Genomic DNA, 15,240 nt, shown 5'->3' with positions numbered 1-15,240 from the left:
AGCTTGCGGGGCAGACCAGTGAGCCGGAGCGTGGGCCACCCCCACCCTCTTTCCCTCCCCCCAAGGGGGAGGGAGGCCCATCGAGGCCGCCGCACTATCAGTCGTCTCCCTCCCCCTTGCGGGGAGGGATCAAGGGTGGGGGTCCCCGCGCACCGGCGAGAGTGTCTTCACCCTCACTCCCGCTCCAACCGCGCCAGCAAACTCGACGTATCCCACCGCTTCCCGCCCATCCCCTGCACCTCGGCGTAAAACTGATCCACCAGCGCCGTCAGCGGCAGCGTCGACCCGTTCGCCCGCCCCTCCTCCAGCGCAATCCCCAGGTCCTTGCGCATCCACTCCACCGCGAACCCGAAGTCGAACTTCCCCGCCACCATCGTCTTGTAGCGGTTCTCCATCTGCCATGACTGCGCCGCGCCCTTGGAGATCACGTCGATCACCGCCTCCACATCCATCCCCGCCTGCTTGCCGAAATGGATGGCCTCGGCCAGCCCCTGCACCACCCCCGCGATGCAGATCTGGTTCATCATCTTGGCCAGTTGCCCCGAGCCCACCGGCCCCAAGAGCCGCGCCGCCTTGGCGTAGCTCATGATCACCGGCTGCGCCCGCCCGAACGCCGCTTCCTCGCCGCCGACCATCACCGTCAGGTGCCCGTTCTCCGCCCCCGCCTGCCCGCCCGACACCGGTGCATCGAGGAACCCGAACCCGCCCTGCTCCGCCGCCGCATGGAGCTCCCGCGCCACATGCGCCGAAGCGGTGGTGTGATCGACGAACAGCCCGCCCTTGCCGATGGCGCCGAACGCCCCGTCCTCCCCCAGCGTCACCGAGCGGAGGTCGTCGTCATTGCCGACACAGGCGAAAACGATGTCCTGCCCCGCCGCCGCCTCGGCCGGCGTCCGCCCCAGCCTGCCGCCGTTCTCCGAGACCCACTTCTGGGCCTTCGCCGTCGTCCGGTTATAAACCGTCACCTCATGGCCCTTGGCCGCGAGGTGCCGCGCCATCGGGTAGCCCATGACCCCCAGACCAATGAATGCCGCCTTGACCATGCTGCTGCCTCTCAGAACCAGTGCTTCGTTTCGAATGGGGATCGCGAGGCCAAATGCCCGCCCGTCCTGTTCTATTGCGAGCCGGCCGTTAGGTCCACGCGTTAGTCGCTCCCCCGGGCAGGCCGATTCCCGGGATCGATTTGACATAGGGAATCAGCCGTCACAATCTCATCACCCGGCCGGGAGGGGAGCGCCTGGACCTGAGGGGGACGAACGCGGAATGCAGACAGCGGTACAACCTGCGGATGGGCCTCACCGCACCAAAAGTTTCGAGCCGCTGCTCGTCCTCGACGACATCCGGAAGAACTACGGCGCCATCGAAGCGCTGAAGGGCATCAGCTTCTCGATCGGCAAGGGCGAGGTCGTGGCGCTGCTCGGCGACAACGGCGCCGGCAAATCGACGCTGGTGAAGATCATCGCCGGTGGGCTCGAGCCCACCTCCGGCACCATGCTGTTCGAGGGCCGCGAGTTCCTCGCCAAGTCCCCCGCCGAGGCCAAGGCCGCCGGCATCGAGACGGTCTACCAGGATCTCTCACTCGCCACCAATGTCGATGTTGTGGCCAATTTCTTCATGGGCCGCGAGCTCACCAAGCGCGTCCTCGGCATCCCCGTCCTCGACGAGAAGGCCATGGAGTCCGTGGTCGCCAAAGCCATGGCCAGCGCCGGCACCAAGATCCCCTCGCTCCGCACCAAGGTCGAGCATCTCTCGGGTGGCCAGCGCCAGGCCATCGAGCTCAACCGGTTCGTGCACTGGGGCGGCAAGCTCGTCCTCCTCGACGAACCCTTCGCCGCGCTCGGCGTCGAGCAGACCCGCCGCGGCCTCGAGATGATCCGCCAGGTCGCCAGCCAAGGCATCGGCGTCGTCATCATCACGCATATCATGCAGCAGGCCTTCCAGGTCGCCGACCGGATCGTGGTGATCCGCCAGGGCGTCGTGGCGGGCGATGTCGCACGCAGAGAGACAAGCCCCGATGCGGTGGTCGCCATGATCACCGGGGAAACCCTCGCCGGTGCCGGACCGGCAGGCTGACGGGGCAGACAAGGGTCCGGCAAACAGGAGCGAAACGAAATGAAGCGAATACTTCTTTCCATCTTCGGCGTTCTGGCAGTGGCGCTCGCCCTGCTGTCGCCCGCCTTCGCCCAATCGAAGGGCAAGATCTACTACCTCGTCCCCACGCTGATCGATGAATTCCAGACCGGCTCGGTGTCGGCGCTGGAAATGTTCCTGAAGCAGGTCGGCTACGAGATGCAGACGCTGAACGCCGACAACAAGACCGACGTGCAGCAGTCCCAGATGAACGACGTCATCGCGCTGAAGCCCGCGGCGATCATCCTCGCCGCCGTCGATTTCAACGCCCTGAAACCCTCGATCGAGGCGGCCATGGCCGCCGGCATCCCGGTGGTCGAGTTCGATCGCCAGATCACCTCGACCCCCTCGGCCTTCACCTCGGTCGCCGGCACCGTCGAGATCGGCTACGTCGCCGCGGGCGTCGTCGAAAAGCTCCTCACCGAAAAGAAGGGCTCGGTTTCCGGCAAGGTCCTGCAGGTCCTCGGCGACCCCGGCGATCCCTACACCCTCGATATCCAGAAGGGTTTTGAGGAAAAGATGGCCGCCTTCCCGGACGTCAAGATCATCTCCGTCCCCGCCATGGGCTGGGCCGCCGATGCCGCCGGCACCATCGTTTCCGACCAGCTCGTCGCCAACCCCGACATCGACCTGATCTTCAACCACGCCGCCCACCTCTCGGTCGCCGCCGCCGCTTCGCTCGAGGCTGCCGGGAAGCAGCCCGGCGACGTGCTGATGCTCTCCTCCAACGGCGCCCCGGTCGGCCTCGACCTGATCCGCAAGGGCTGGATGCAGGCCGAAGTCGAGCAGCCGCTCTACGCACAGGCCGCCGCCATCGCCATGTTCATGGACAAGATCGTCAACAAGCAGGAGATCGCGGCCGGCCAATACGACGTGCTCGGCCTCCCCTCCACCGTGACGATCGAAGCCTGGGGCCCCAACATCAAGATCCCCGGCGCCGCCATCACCAAGGAAAACATCGACAACCCCGCCTTCTGGGGCAACATGAAGCCCCCGACGGACACCATTACCTCGGTGGAGTGAGCTGTGGCTTCGGTGATGTCCACCGAACCAGCCACCGCCCCTCCCTCCCCCTTGTGGGGAGGGTAGCGGAGCAGGACTTGGGCATAGCCCAAGTCCGTTGCGCAGCTGGGTGGGGGAACTCCCACGCTCCGAGCGTGTGGCCACCCCCACCCTTGATCCCTCCCCACAAGGGGGAGGGAGACGATCATCTCGGCATCCAGATCGTTTCACCGGAACCCTAAGCATGCATCCCAGCACCCGCCGCTCCCTCGAGTTCGTCCTCGATAACCTCGTCTGGTTCATGCTGCTCTTCGTCCTCATGGTGTTCTCGGCCCTCGTGCCGAACTATTTCCAGCCCGGCATCTTCGCCAACATCATCGAGGCCTCCTCCGTCCTCGGCGTCATGTCGATCGGCCTCGCGCTGGTGATCATCGCCGGCCACATGGACCTTTCGGTCGAATCCGTCGCCGCACTCTCCGCCATGGCCGTCGGGATCCTCTTCTGCTCCGCCGGCATCGGCATGGGGGTGCAGCTCGAGCCCGATTGGCTCGCCGTGCCGGTGTCGCTGATCATCTCGCTCGCCGTCGGCGGCGCCATCGGCGCGCTCAATGGCCTGCTCATCGTCCGGCTGAAGATGAACGCCTTCATCGTTACCCTCGCCTCCTACATCTGGGTGCGCGGCATCGTCCTCGCCATTTCCGGCGGCCGGTCCGCGCAGGACCTCGCCCCCGTCATCCGCTGGTTCGGCGTGCAGCGGCTGCTCGGCCTGCCGCTCACCGCCTGGATCGCCATCACCTGTTTCGTGGTCTTCTCGGTGATCCTCGGCAAGACCCGCTTCGGCCGCCACCTGATCATGATCGGCGGCAACGAGAACGCCGCCTTCCGCGCCGGCATCAAGGTCGATCGCATCCTGATGACATCGTTCATCCTTGCCGGCGCCATAGCCGCGCTGGCCGGCTGGCTGCTCGCCATCCGCACCTCCGGCGCCACCGCTAATCTCGGCATGGGGCTGCTCTTCAACGCCTTCGCCGCGGTAGTGATCGGCGGCGTCAGCCTCAAAGGCGGCGTCGGCGCCCTGCCCGGCGTCTATGCCGGCGTGCTGCTGCTCTCGGCCATCAACACCGCCATCAACCTGATGGGCCTCCCAGCCACCTCCACCCAGGTGATCCACGGCCTCCTGGTCCTCGCCGCAGTGCTGCTCGACACCCTCAAACTCTCCATCCGCCAGAAACTCGCATGACCGGCCGCCTGCCGGATCGACGTTAGAGACCCGAGCAAGCCGACCCCCACCCCTGTCCCCTCCCCCGAACAGGGGGAGGGAGACCAAAACGCTGGCGCCAATGAAGGGGTCTCCCTCCCCATTCTTAGGGGGAGGGGACAGGGGTGGGGGTCCCCAGCCACCAGCCCCGCCGCCTATAACCCCCGCACCATGAACACCGTATGCCGCGGCAACTCCCAGTCCCGCAGCACTGCGAACCCCAGCTTCCGGTAGAACGCCTGCGCCCCCCGGTTCCGGGGGCTCACCTGCAGATGCATCCCCCTTGCCCCTGCCGCCGCCAGTTTCCCCATCAGGTGCTCCATCGCCCGCCGCCCGATCCCCCGTCCCCGCGCTTCCTCGAGCAGGTCGATATGCCCATGCGCCGGATACGCCTGCAGCGCCTCCGGATAGATGAACTCCGGATGCCGGATCGCATGCCGCGCCCAGTCGCTCCCCTGCCACCGGCTCTCGTCCGGACCCGGGTCCCCGATCCGCGCGGCCAGTGCCGGAAACCACTCCACCTCGAGCTTCTCGTAGAACGCCGGGGTATCGAGCGCCCCGAGCACATACCCGCACACCCCGTCCGGCCCCTCCACGACGAACGCGAATTCCGGCGCAAGTGCCTGGTACGGCACGGCGTAGATCAGCCCCAGCAGGTCCGGATCATCCTCCCGTCCCGTCGCGTCCTTCCCCGCATCCCCGGTCTTCAGGCACACCCGGCACAGTGCCGCGTAGTCGTTCCACAACGCCGGCCGCAACCGATACCCGCCCCCAAGATCAAGCTCCATGCCGGTAACGCCCGTTGGCGTCACGCGGCAGCAATTCCTGTATCGCCACGGCAAAACCCTGGCGGTAGAAGTTGTAGATTCGGTCCTTGCTCGGGAATTCCTCGCCCGCGGGCGGATCGCCCGCCAGCCAGTCGAGATAGCTGACGAGGTGCGTCACCTCCTCGCGCGCCTCCCACAGGTACGGATGGAAGGCGTAGAACAGGTCGCGGTTCTCGAGCTCGCTCATCCGGTTGAACAGCTCGCGGATGCGGTCGCGATAATTGACCAGCGCCTCGTGCCCCTCTTGCCAGTGCGGGCTTCTCACATCCGGCCGCCGTTCGCTGAGCAGCCGCCGCGCCGTCCGGAGCAGCCCCTCGACCTCCGGCCCGCAATGGAACGGCTGGTAGAACAGCTCCGCCAGTAGCCGGATCTCCTCGACCGTCAGCGTCTCCGTCTGCCCGGTGAGCGCCAGCCGGAACCGCGGCTGCCAGGCCTTCAGCGCCACCGCGAAACTCACAGCCTCGTCATCCGAGCCGCCCGCGAACGCCCCCGTCGCATGCACCGGCACGAAGCTCGCCTCGAACTCGTTGTTGGGGTTGGCGATGATCCCGTCGATCAGCGGCAGGATTTCGACATGCCGCCCGCCCAGCGGCCCGACATTGACCCGCCTGATGTCATAGTCGTTGGCGTGGAAATTCTCCCAGATCACCGGCTTTCGCCTGAGCACCCGCCCGACCTCCCTGAGGCTCTCCGCACTGATCGTCTTGGAGACGATATCCGGCCCGGTCCAGAACACCCCGATCTCCGGATCGAGCTCCGCCCCGATGGTATTGAGGTACTCCGAGCCCGCCACGTCATGGCCGACGAACGCCCCGCAATACTCCGTCGGGCAGAACAGCACCGTCCCCGCCGGCGCACGCTTGCGCACATGGGCGAACGCCGCATTGGCGAAGTAACACTGCGCCGCCGCGAAGGACGGGAAGGCGTTCTCGTCCGCCGGCATCATGGTGCGCGCCACATCGTCGAACAGCAGCGCGAAATGCGTGATGCCGAGATCGAGCAGCTGGTCCAGCCGCCGCTTCAGCGCCTCGAGATCGCCCTCGTCCGAATAGACCACGTCGAGGCACGGCGCGATCGCCACCATGAAGTTGAGTTTTCGCGCCCGCGCCGCCTCGGCCAGTTCCCTCAGTTCCCCGGCCTCCGACTCGCAATAGAGCTCGCGCCAGCGCGCCCGGATCTTGATGTCGTCCTTGGGCCCGTAGACGTAACTGTTCATCCCCGCATTGGCGATCCAGTCCAGCATTTCGACGCGCTGCCGGTGCGTCCAGGCGCGCCCATAAAATCCCTCGATCACCCCCGACAGGAACATCGTCCTCCCCTTCCGCGCCCCGCCGGTCCGGCTCGCCGGCTGGTCGAGCAGCACGTCCAGCGACCACCCGGAGAGCCCGGGCGGCGAAGCGGCAACCATCGGATAGTCGTGAACATTGGCCATGTCTTCAGTCCATAGCAGTTGCGGTCAATCCGGCGATCACGTGCCGCTGCAGGATGAAATACAGCAGCAATATCGGCACCGTCGTGATGGTCAGCGCCGCAAATACCAGCGCGTAGTCGGTACTGTGGTAGCCATAGAAGCGCACCAGCCCCACCGGCAGCGTCCGCTTGTCCTCGTCGACGATGAACAGCAGCGCGAATAACAGTTCGTTCCAGATATTGATGGTGTTGAGAATGATCATGGTCAGCATTGCCGGCCACACCATCGGTACCGCCACGCGCCAGAAGATCTGCCAGGTATTGGCCCCGTCGATCCGCGCCGCTTCTTCCATGTCCGGCCGCACCCCGTTGAAATAGGCGCGCATCAGGAACACCGTCAGCGACAGCGACCACGCCGCTCCGGGGAGGATCAGCGCCCACGGCGTATTCAGCAGCCCCATGTCGCGCAGCTGCGTGAACAGCGGAATGGCGACCGTCGGCGGCGGCAGCAGCAGCCCCAGCAGCAGCACCCGGTAGGCGACCCGCCGCCCCGGAAACTCCAGCCGCGAGAACGCGAACGCCGCCGCCGTGGCGCAGCCGACGCACAGCGTCACCGCGACCGTCGTCACGAACAGCGAGTTGAGATAGAGCCCGCCAAGCCCGCCCACCTGCCACGCCTCGGCGAAATTCTCCCACCGCCACACCGCCGGCAGCGCGAACGGCGTCCGGAATATCTCGCGGTTCGACTTGAACGCCGACAGCACCATCCAGATCGCCGGATAGGACACCACCGCCACCAGTAGCGCCCCAATCCCGAACTGCGCCCACTCGGCCGGGCTGCGGCGCCTTTCAATAGCGGGTGACACTGAGCCGCTCCGACAAACGCAGGTAAATCAGCGAAATCAGCATCACCACCACCGCCAGCACCACGGTCAGCGCAATGCCGTAGCTCAGCTGGTTCTGGTCGAACGCCTGCTTCATGATCCAGGTCGCCGGCACCTCGGTGGCGCTGAACGGCCCGCCATTGGTCATGGTGAAGAACAGGTCGAACCCCGCGAACCCGCCGGTAATGGCCAGCAGCACCGCGACCAGCACGTTCTGGCGCAGCAGCGGCAGCGTGATCGAGAAGAACCCGCGCACTGGCCCTGCCCCATCGAGCGTCGCCGCCTCGAAGATGTTGCGCGGAATGCGCCTCAGCGCCGCAAAGAAGATCACCATGTAGAAGCCGGAATACTTCCAGCCCGAAACGATGATGATGGCGACGAGCGCCGTCCCCGGCTGGCTGAGCCACGGCTGCGCCAGGTCCCCCGCCCCGAGCGCCCGCAGCACCGAGTTCAGCAGCCCCGAGCGGTAGTCGAGGACGAACGCCCACAACACCCCCGCCGCCGTCATCGACAGCACCACCGGCGAAAAGAACAGCCCCCTGAGCAGCGCAAAGCCCCTGCGGTCGGAGTTCAGCAGCACCGCCACCAGCAGCCCGAACGCCACCTCGAACACCAGCGTGCCGAGGATGTAGAGCACCACATGCACATAGCTCATCAGGTGCACGCTGTCGGCGAGGGCCCGCTGGAAATTGGCGAGCCCGGCCCAGCGGGGCGGCGTGAACCCGTCCCAGTGGGTGAAAGCATAGTAGAGCGCCGAGGCGACCGGCAGCAGAACGAAGCCGCCGAACAGCAGCATCGCCGGCGCGATGAACAGCAGGTTCACCGCGCCCCTCGCGACGGGCGCTGTCCGGTCTTCGATCGGGCGGGCGGCCGCAATATCGGCCATGGTCCGGGCCTGCCTACTGCTTGCCGATCACCGCGACTGTTTCATCGAGCCAGGCCAATGCGTCCCTGGGCGACTTCTCCCCCGTCGCGACCAGCGCCGCGGCCTGGTAGTAGGCCTCCGCCACCGGCACGGGATAGGTCGTGTCCGGCGGCGGCACCAGCGCCGGGGCTTCCGCCAGCATCACCGCCATCGCCTTGGTATGCTCGTCGAGCTTGGCCGCCTCGTTGACGCCCTTGATCGGGCTCAGCGAGCCGGCTTCCGCCCTCACGATCTGGTTGTCGTAGTTGGTGTAGAACTTGAGGAACTTGACCGCCGCCTCCGGATGCTTGGCCTTGGCGTGGATGATGAACCCGGTGATCGTGCCGATGACGCTGTCCTTCAGCGGATGGTCGGGGTCGATCACCGGCGTATCGAACTCCGCATAGTGGAAATCCGCGTCGCCCAGCTCGTTCGCCGTGCCGATCATCCACGAGCCGATCGGATGCATCGCCGCCGCGCCCTGGATGAACGTCGCCATCGCCGGATCGGCGCCCAGCCCCTGCATGTCCTTGTTGAAGGCCCCGATGTCATGCAGCTGCTGGATATAGCCCAGCGCCTTCTCGAACCCCGGCGTCGAGAACTTCCCCGCCTGCGAGAACGCCGCCAGGTACTCGTCCTGGGGCACCACCTTGGCCGCGATATGCGAGGCCCAGTTGCCGAACGGCCAGAACTCGTTATTGCCCTCGACGATCGGCGTCTCGCCCGCCGTCACCAGCTTTTCGATCACCGCCACGAACTCGCCCCAGGTCCTGGGCGGCGTGAGCCCGTTCTCGGCGAAGACGTCGGTGTTGTACCAGATCGTATTGGTCACATCGAGCGAGGTCGGGACCAGGTAGGGCTTGCCCTCGTACTTGGTGCCGGCGCCATCGCTCCATACCGAGGGCACGAACGTGTCGCCCCAGCCGTCCGAGGCCAGCGCCTCGGTCAGGTCCATGGCGTAGCCGGCCTGCGCATCGCGCGCCACCGGATAGCCGGCCCATTGGAAATAGATGTCGGGCACGTCCTGGCCCTGCAGCTGGGTGATCAGCCCGGTGTCCGAATAGATGTCGTCGTCGAACGGGATCTGCTTGATCTTGATGTCGGGGTTCGCGGCCTCGAAGTCGGCGACAATCTTGTCCAGCACCTCCTTCTCGGTGCCCCCGGTCGTCGCATGCGTGATCCTGAGCTCCGTCTGGGCCATTGCCGTCGTTGTCAGCAACGCTGCCGCCAGCGTCAGGATGCATCTCTGCAGAGTCCTCATCGAAAGCGCCCCTCCATTGCATTCCGACTGGTATGTTATTGGTTTAACGGGTTTTGTCCAGCGGTGTTAGTTTCACTCTACATATCGTGACAGGACGCCGTGGCTTGACCTGTCGGACTTGCAAAACCCAGTCCAAAATCATACCAGTTGCAGGAGACCAGCCACTGACCAGCGGCCGGAGGGGCCTTGGATTTCTACGCGGCAGTACTGGAGCGCATGGGGGGGCAACACGGCCCGCTGGGCGAACGGCTGCGCAACGCGCTGGCGGCCGTGCTCGATTCCGGCACCATCGCGCCCGGTGAATCGCTCCCCTCCGAACGCGAGATGGCCGAACGGCTCGACGTCTCCCGCTCGACCCTCCGCCAAGGCCTCAAGGAACTGGCGCAGCTCGGCCTCGTCGCCACCCGTCCCGGCGCCGGCACCGTGGTCGTCGGCCGCATCCCCAAGGCGCTGTCGCGCCTTTCCGGCTTCTCCGAGGACATGCACCTGCGCGGGCTCCTGCCGAGTTCCCTTGTTCTCGAGTGCAGCATCGGCCCGGTCGGCGCCGACGCCGCCTTCCGCACCGGCCTGCCGCTCGGCACCCCCGTCCTCACCCTTGTCCGCCTGCGCCTCGCCGGCGGCGAGCCCATCGCCTACGAGCGCGCCGTCGTCCCGGTCGAAACCGTCGGCGCCGACTATGACGGCTCGGGCTCGCTCTACGAGCGCATGGACGCCCGCAAGGCCCGCCCCCGCCGCGTGCTGCAGAGCCTCACCGCGACCGAGGCCAGCGACGAGGTCGCGGCGCAACTGAACATCCGGCCCGGCGCCGCAGTGCTTGAGATCTCCCAGCTCGGCTACGGCGAAACCGGCACCGTCGTCGAGGACGCCATCAGCTGGTATCGCGGCGACCGCTACAAATATGTCGGCGAGATCAGGGGCTGAAATGAGTACCCCGCGCCAGCGCTATCGCGAGCAGGTCGTCACCATCATCGATCGCGTCCTGGGCGAGCAGGCCCCGGCCCTCGACGCGGTCCGCGACGCCGTCGCCGCGGCGCTTGCCGCCGACCACCTGGTCTATGTCGCGGGCAGCGGCCACTCGCACCTCATGGCCGAGGAGGTCTTCTACCGCGCCGGCGGCATCGCCGCGGCACAGGCCATCCTCGATCCCGACCTGATGCTGCATCTGGGCGCCGAGCGCTCGACCGTGCTCGAGCGCGAGGAGGGCCGCGCCGAGCGCATCCTCGCCGATTACCCGGTCGGGCCGGGCGATGTCGTCATCATCGCCTCCAATTCCGGCCGCAACGCCTACCCCATCGAGATGGCGCTGGCCTCGAAGGCCCGCGGCGCCACCACCATCGCCTTGACCTCGCTGCGCCACGCCGCCGCCGCCACCTCGCGCCACCGCTCCGGCAAGCTCCTCTACCAGGTGACCGACCTCGTCCTCGACAATGGCGGCGAATACGGCGACGCGGCGCTGACCGTCGGCAGGAATGCGGTGCGCATGGGCCCCACCTCGACCATCGCCGGGGCCTTCATCCTCAACGCCATCCTCGCCGAGGCGGTCGACCAGCTCTCCCGCAGCGGCTTTGAAGTCGACGTCTATGAGAGCGCAAACATGCAGGGCACCGAAGCCGCTGCACAGGCAATGATCCGCCGGTGGCAATCGCGGATCAGGGGGTTGTAGGGTCGTCGGGCAGGCGGCCCTACAATCCCGTTCTCTTTGGCCGATGGGGCAGCATCACACGACGTGCAGTGTGGACGCCCCCTCCCCCTTGCGGGGAGGGAACAGGGGTGTGAGTCCACAGCCACCAGCCCGTCGATCGCCCGAACCAGCCCTTGCCTTTCCCACCCAACCAACCCCAGTATTCGCCAATCCAATTCCCCCATCCGATAGAGCCAAATCAATATGTTCAACGCAGCCGCAGTCATCGCTCTCGTCCTGATGCCCGTATCAGCCCTGTCAGCCGACTATCCCCACGCCGAGTGTGCGCTCGACAAGGATAAATCGAGCGTTCTCATCATGGCTTCGAACCCGGACGACCAATCCTACAAATGCATGGCGACCTGCAAAGCCAGTATGACCGGCCAGCGCGCCTTCAAGCCCATCGAATGCAACTTCAATCTCCCGAAAAACGCAGCCGAGAAGGCCGTGTGCGACATCGACGGCGGCACGCCTGACTTCTTCACCAAGGTCAGTCCGACCAGGTTCACCTGCGTCCCGCGCTAAATACTGCCAGCCGCCGGACGGAGTCCAAGACACCAACGCTGGTGTGTTCGTCCCCCTCCCCCTTGCGGGGAGGGGCCAGGGGTGGGGGTCCACTCGCACCGGCCCCTCAATGGACCTCCCGCCTGCCGCGGCGCTTCCCCTCACCCACCGGCTTGTCCTCAACCCTGCATCCTCCTAAACCTCCACTCAAACGCGAGGAGCACACGGTGGACTACGAGTTTGCATTCAAGCCGGGTGAGCTCGATCGCGCCGCGCAGCTACGCACAGGCAATGACACGCGCAACGATGCCGGGGCGCGCACGCTGGTGTTCTGGCGCGGCAAACTGCTGGCGGATGGCGACGGGCGGCCGGTGGCGGTTGGGCTCGATCATCCCGCCCTCGCCGATAGCCGGGAGCCGCCGGTATTCGTCGGGCTGACCCCCGAAGGACCACGCTTCGCCGCCGACCTGCCGCTCTGGTCGCCGCCCGAGGACGCCACCACCATCGGCCAGTTCATCGACCAGACCCAGCAGCTCCATGCCGGCTTCCCCGACGCCAGGTTCGTGGAAATCCGCGGCCTGATGCCCACTCTGTCGCGGATCGAGGGCGAGACCGTCGCCACCGGCCGCGCCCTGATTGGCTGGCACGCCACGCACCGCTTCTGCGCCAATTGCGGCACGGCGAGCGCCATCGAGAGCGCCGGCTGGGTCCGCAAGTGCCCGCAATGCGGCACGCAGCATTTTCCCCGCACCGATCCGGTGGTGATCATGGCCGTCACCCGGGATGACCGGCTGCTGCTCGGCCGCAGCCCCAGTTGGCCGGAGCGGATGTATTCCCTGCTCGCCGGCTTCGTCGAGCCCGGTGAGACGATCGAAGCCGCCGTGCGCCGAGAGACGCTCGAGGAAAGCGCCATCAAGGTCGGGCCGGTACGCTATGTCGCCGCGCAGCCATGGCCCTTCCCGATGTCCCTGATGTTCGGCTGCCATGGCGAAGCGCTGAGCGAGGCGATCACCGTCGATCCCGTCGAGCTCTCCGACGCGCGCTGGGTCACGCGCAGCGAGGTGCTCGAAATCCTCGCCGGCACCCACCCCGAAATCAACCGCCCCCGCCGCGGCGCCATCGCCGGCGCCCTGATCGAAGCCTGGGCCCACGGCAAGCTGCTGGACCCCGACTACTGGGGCAACTGAGCGAACCCCAAACTCGATGCGGGCTCGGCGACCTCACGCGAAATGCAGTGCAAGGGTCTCCCTCCCCCTTGCGGGGAGGGGACAGGGGTGGGGGTCCCCAGCCACCACCCCCTCAGTCGCCCCGGCTACCCACCGGCGGATAAGCATGCTCCCCGCCCTGCCAATCCGACACCACATACTCCCCTTCGCCCACGACCCGCACATTGCTCCCCGCAATCGGCGCCTTCCCATACCCCCCCGGAATATCCAGCACATATGTCGGCTGGCACAGCCCCGACACCCGCCCGCGCAACGCCTTGACCAGCGCCTGCCCTTCCGCGATCGACACCCGGAAATGCGCCGTCCCCGGCGCCAAGTCCGGATGGTGCAGGTAGTACGGCTTCACCCGCATCTCGACAAAGCCGCGCATCAGCGCCGCCAGCACGTCCGCATCATCATTGATGCCGCGCAGCAGCACCGACTGGCTGAGCATCACCACGCCCGCATCGACCAGCCGCCCCGCCGCCGCCCGCGCCGCCTCCGTCAGCTCGCGCGGATGGTTGGCGTGCATCGCCACGTACGTCGTCTTGCCGCTAGCCTTCAGCGCCGCGATCAGCTTCTCGTCCACCCGCTCCGGCTCGACCACCGGCACGCGGGTATGGAAGCGCACGATCTTCACATGCGCGATGTCCCTCAACCGGACCATCATCTCCTCGAGCCGCCGTGCCGACAGCACCAGCGGATCGCCGCCTGTGAGGATCACCTCCCAGATCTCGGGATGCCCGGCGATGTACGCGATCGCCCGGTCCATCGCCTCCGGCGCCAGCGTCCCCAGCCCCTCCGGCCCCACCATCTCGCGCCGGAAGCAGAACCGGCAGTAGACCGGGCAGACATGCACGGCCTTGAGCAGCACCCGGTCAGGATAGCGATGCACGATCCCCTCGACCGGCGAATGCGTCAAATCCCCGATCGGGTCCGCCCGCTCCTCCGGCGTCACCGACAGCTCAGCCATGTCCGGCACGAACTGCCGCGCGATCGGATCGTCCGGATCGTCCCGGTCGATCAGCCCCGCCATCGCCGGCGTGATCGCAATGGCATACTTCCGCGCCACCGCCTCGGCCTCGTCCAGCCGCGATGCGTCGAGCAGCCCGGCCGACACCAGGTCCCTCGCCGTTCGTATCGCCCGATCCTGTTTCATCCCTCGCCTCCGACCACCGGCACCCACAGCACGTCCTCGATCCGCCGCGCCCCGACCGCCAGCATCACCAGCCGGTCGAAGCCCAGCGCCACCCCGCTCGTCTCGTCCATCAGCGGCAGCGCCGCCAGCAAGTCTTCGTCGATCGGATAGCTCTCGTTATAGAGCCGTTGTTTTTCGTTCATCTCTGCGGCAAACCGGCGGCGTTGTTCGGGCGCATCCGTGAGCTCGCCGAACCCGTTCGCCAGTTCCACCCCGCACGCATAAAGCTCGAACCGCTCCGCCACCCTTGGGTCATCCCCCGCCCGCCGCGCCAGCGCCGCCTCCGCCGCCGGGTACCGATCCAGCACCGTCACCCGCCCAAGCCCCAGATTCGGCTCGACTTTTTCCACCAGCACCCGGCTGAACAGGTACGACCAGGTGTATTCGTCCGGCACCGCCAGCCCCACCCGACCCATCTCAGCCGCCAGCGACACCGCATCCGTCACCCCATCCGCATCCATCGTCGTGAACAGATCGATCCCCGCAAACCGTTGAAAAACCTCGACAACTCCCAACCGCTCCGGCTCCGCAAACGGATCGCATTCCCGCCCCCGAAACCGCAACACCCGCGTCCCCACCGTCTCCGCGGCAATCCGCAGCATCGCCACGCAATCCGCGATCACGGCGTCATAAGCCTCCCCCGCCCGGTACCACTCGAGCATGGTGAACTCCGGATGATGCAGCGCACTCCGCTCCCGATTTCTCCAGACATGCCCGAGACTTGCGATCCGCTCCTCACCCGCCGCCAGCAGCTTCTTCATCGAAAATTCCGGCGAGGTGTGCAGATAGAGCGGGTAGCCGATGCCGTCATTGCCCGTCGCCTTGGTGGCAAAGGCGTGCAGATGCGTTTCGTTGCCGGGCGAGCGCTGCAGCCCGGCAGGGTCGACCATCACAAACTCCCCTGCGGCCAGATAAGCCCTGATCTGCGCCTCGATCCGGTTGCGCAGCAACAGCAGCGCCCGCCGGTCGGCATGTC

The 15,240-nt window shown here is 66.7% G+C and carries 15 protein-coding genes; 7 read left to right on the top strand and 8 right to left on the bottom strand.

From position 1 onward, the window contains the following. Window positions 1-173 precede the first annotated feature (173 nt). Complete coding sequence (locus JWQ89_RS14370; protein ID WP_299642103.1) at window positions 174-1,043, bottom strand: NAD(P)-dependent oxidoreductase; 870 nt, start codon at window positions 1,041-1,043, stop codon at window positions 174-176. Between the two features lie 220 nt (window positions 1,044-1,263). On the opposite strand from JWQ89_RS14370, the gene JWQ89_RS14365 reads away from it, so the two are divergent. From JWQ89_RS14365 to JWQ89_RS14355, 3 genes are all read left to right on the top strand, one after another. Beyond that, window positions 1,264-2,073, top strand: coding sequence for an ATP-binding cassette domain-containing protein (locus tag JWQ89_RS14365; protein WP_299642101.1), 810 nt, complete (start codon window positions 1,264-1,266; stop codon window positions 2,071-2,073). A gap of 39 nt (window positions 2,074-2,112) precedes the next feature. Beyond that, window positions 2,113-3,153, top strand: a complete 1,041-nt coding sequence (locus tag JWQ89_RS14360) for a sugar ABC transporter substrate-binding protein (protein WP_299642099.1) — start codon at window positions 2,113-2,115, stop codon at window positions 3,151-3,153. A gap of 223 nt (window positions 3,154-3,376) precedes the next feature. Beyond that, complete coding sequence (locus JWQ89_RS14355; RefSeq protein ID WP_299642098.1) at window positions 3,377-4,372, top strand: ABC transporter permease; 996 nt, start codon at window positions 3,377-3,379, stop codon at window positions 4,370-4,372. A gap of 173 nt (window positions 4,373-4,545) precedes the next feature. On the opposite strand, the gene JWQ89_RS14350 is transcribed toward JWQ89_RS14355, so the two are convergent. The 5 genes from JWQ89_RS14350 to JWQ89_RS14330 are packed head-to-tail and all read right to left on the bottom strand — an operon-like array spanning window position 4,546 to window position 9,676. After that, on the bottom strand, window positions 4,546-5,202 hold the full coding sequence (locus tag JWQ89_RS14350; RefSeq protein ID WP_299642096.1) for a GNAT family N-acetyltransferase: 657 nt from the start codon (window positions 5,200-5,202) through the stop codon (window positions 4,546-4,548). After that, complete coding sequence (locus tag JWQ89_RS14345; RefSeq protein ID WP_299642094.1) at window positions 5,168-6,649, bottom strand: beta-N-acetylglucosaminidase domain-containing protein; 1,482 nt, start codon at window positions 6,647-6,649, stop codon at window positions 5,168-5,170. The genes JWQ89_RS14350 and JWQ89_RS14345 overlap by 35 nt, the downstream gene beginning before the upstream one ends. Before the next feature lie 4 nt (window positions 6,650-6,653). Continuing rightward, window positions 6,654-7,493: a carbohydrate ABC transporter permease gene (locus JWQ89_RS14340; protein ID WP_299642093.1), complete on the bottom strand. Its 840-nt coding sequence runs from the start codon at window positions 7,491-7,493 to the stop codon at window positions 6,654-6,656. Continuing rightward, window positions 7,477-8,397: a sugar ABC transporter permease gene (locus tag JWQ89_RS14335; RefSeq protein ID WP_299642091.1), complete on the bottom strand. Its 921-nt coding sequence runs from the start codon at window positions 8,395-8,397 to the stop codon at window positions 7,477-7,479. The genes JWQ89_RS14340 and JWQ89_RS14335 overlap by 17 nt, the downstream gene beginning before the upstream one ends. A 13-nt stretch (window positions 8,398-8,410) precedes the next feature. Further along, window positions 8,411-9,676: an extracellular solute-binding protein gene (locus JWQ89_RS14330; protein ID WP_299642088.1), complete on the bottom strand. Its 1,266-nt coding sequence runs from the start codon at window positions 9,674-9,676 to the stop codon at window positions 8,411-8,413. A 186-nt stretch (window positions 9,677-9,862) separates the two neighbouring features. Between JWQ89_RS14330 and JWQ89_RS14325 the strand changes: the two genes are divergently transcribed. From JWQ89_RS14325 to nudC, 4 genes are all read left to right on the top strand, one after another. Then, a complete protein-coding gene (locus tag JWQ89_RS14325; protein ID WP_299642086.1) occupies window positions 9,863-10,597 on the top strand; it encodes a GntR family transcriptional regulator in 735 nt (244 codons plus the stop codon). Window position 10,598: 1 nt separating this feature from the next. After that, on the top strand, window positions 10,599-11,339 hold the full coding sequence (locus tag JWQ89_RS14320) for an SIS domain-containing protein (protein ID WP_299642085.1): 741 nt from the start codon (window positions 10,599-10,601) through the stop codon (window positions 11,337-11,339). A gap of 222 nt (window positions 11,340-11,561) precedes the next feature. Next, the gene (locus tag JWQ89_RS14315; protein WP_299642083.1) at window positions 11,562-11,882 is read left to right on the top strand and encodes a hypothetical protein; all 321 of its coding nucleotides are present in this window, start codon (window positions 11,562-11,564) and stop codon (window positions 11,880-11,882) included. Between the two features lie 206 nt (window positions 11,883-12,088). Continuing rightward, entirely contained in the window at window positions 12,089-13,048 is a 960-nt protein-coding gene (gene nudC, locus JWQ89_RS14310) for an NAD(+) diphosphatase (protein ID WP_299642081.1), read from the top strand. Window positions 13,049-13,160: 112 nt separating this feature from the next. On the opposite strand, the gene JWQ89_RS14305 is transcribed toward nudC, so the two are convergent. Together JWQ89_RS14305 and epmA are read right to left on the bottom strand one after the other, a co-directional pair. After that, the gene (locus JWQ89_RS14305) at window positions 13,161-14,225 is read right to left on the bottom strand and encodes a lysine-2,3-aminomutase-like protein (RefSeq protein WP_299642080.1); all 1,065 of its coding nucleotides are present in this window, start codon (window positions 14,223-14,225) and stop codon (window positions 13,161-13,163) included. Continuing rightward, a partial coding sequence (gene epmA / locus JWQ89_RS14300) for an EF-P lysine aminoacylase EpmA (protein WP_299642078.1) occupies window positions 14,222-15,240 on the bottom strand: 1,019 nt, incomplete at its 5' end. The genes epmA and JWQ89_RS14305, both read right to left, overlap by 4 nt.

Source organism: Devosia sp., assembly GCF_028290645.1.
Taxonomy (GTDB): domain Bacteria; phylum Pseudomonadota; class Alphaproteobacteria; order Rhizobiales; family Devosiaceae; genus Devosia_A.
The sequence above is the reverse complement of the archived record's forward strand: the minus strand, read 5'-3'. Positions and strand labels throughout refer to the sequence as shown.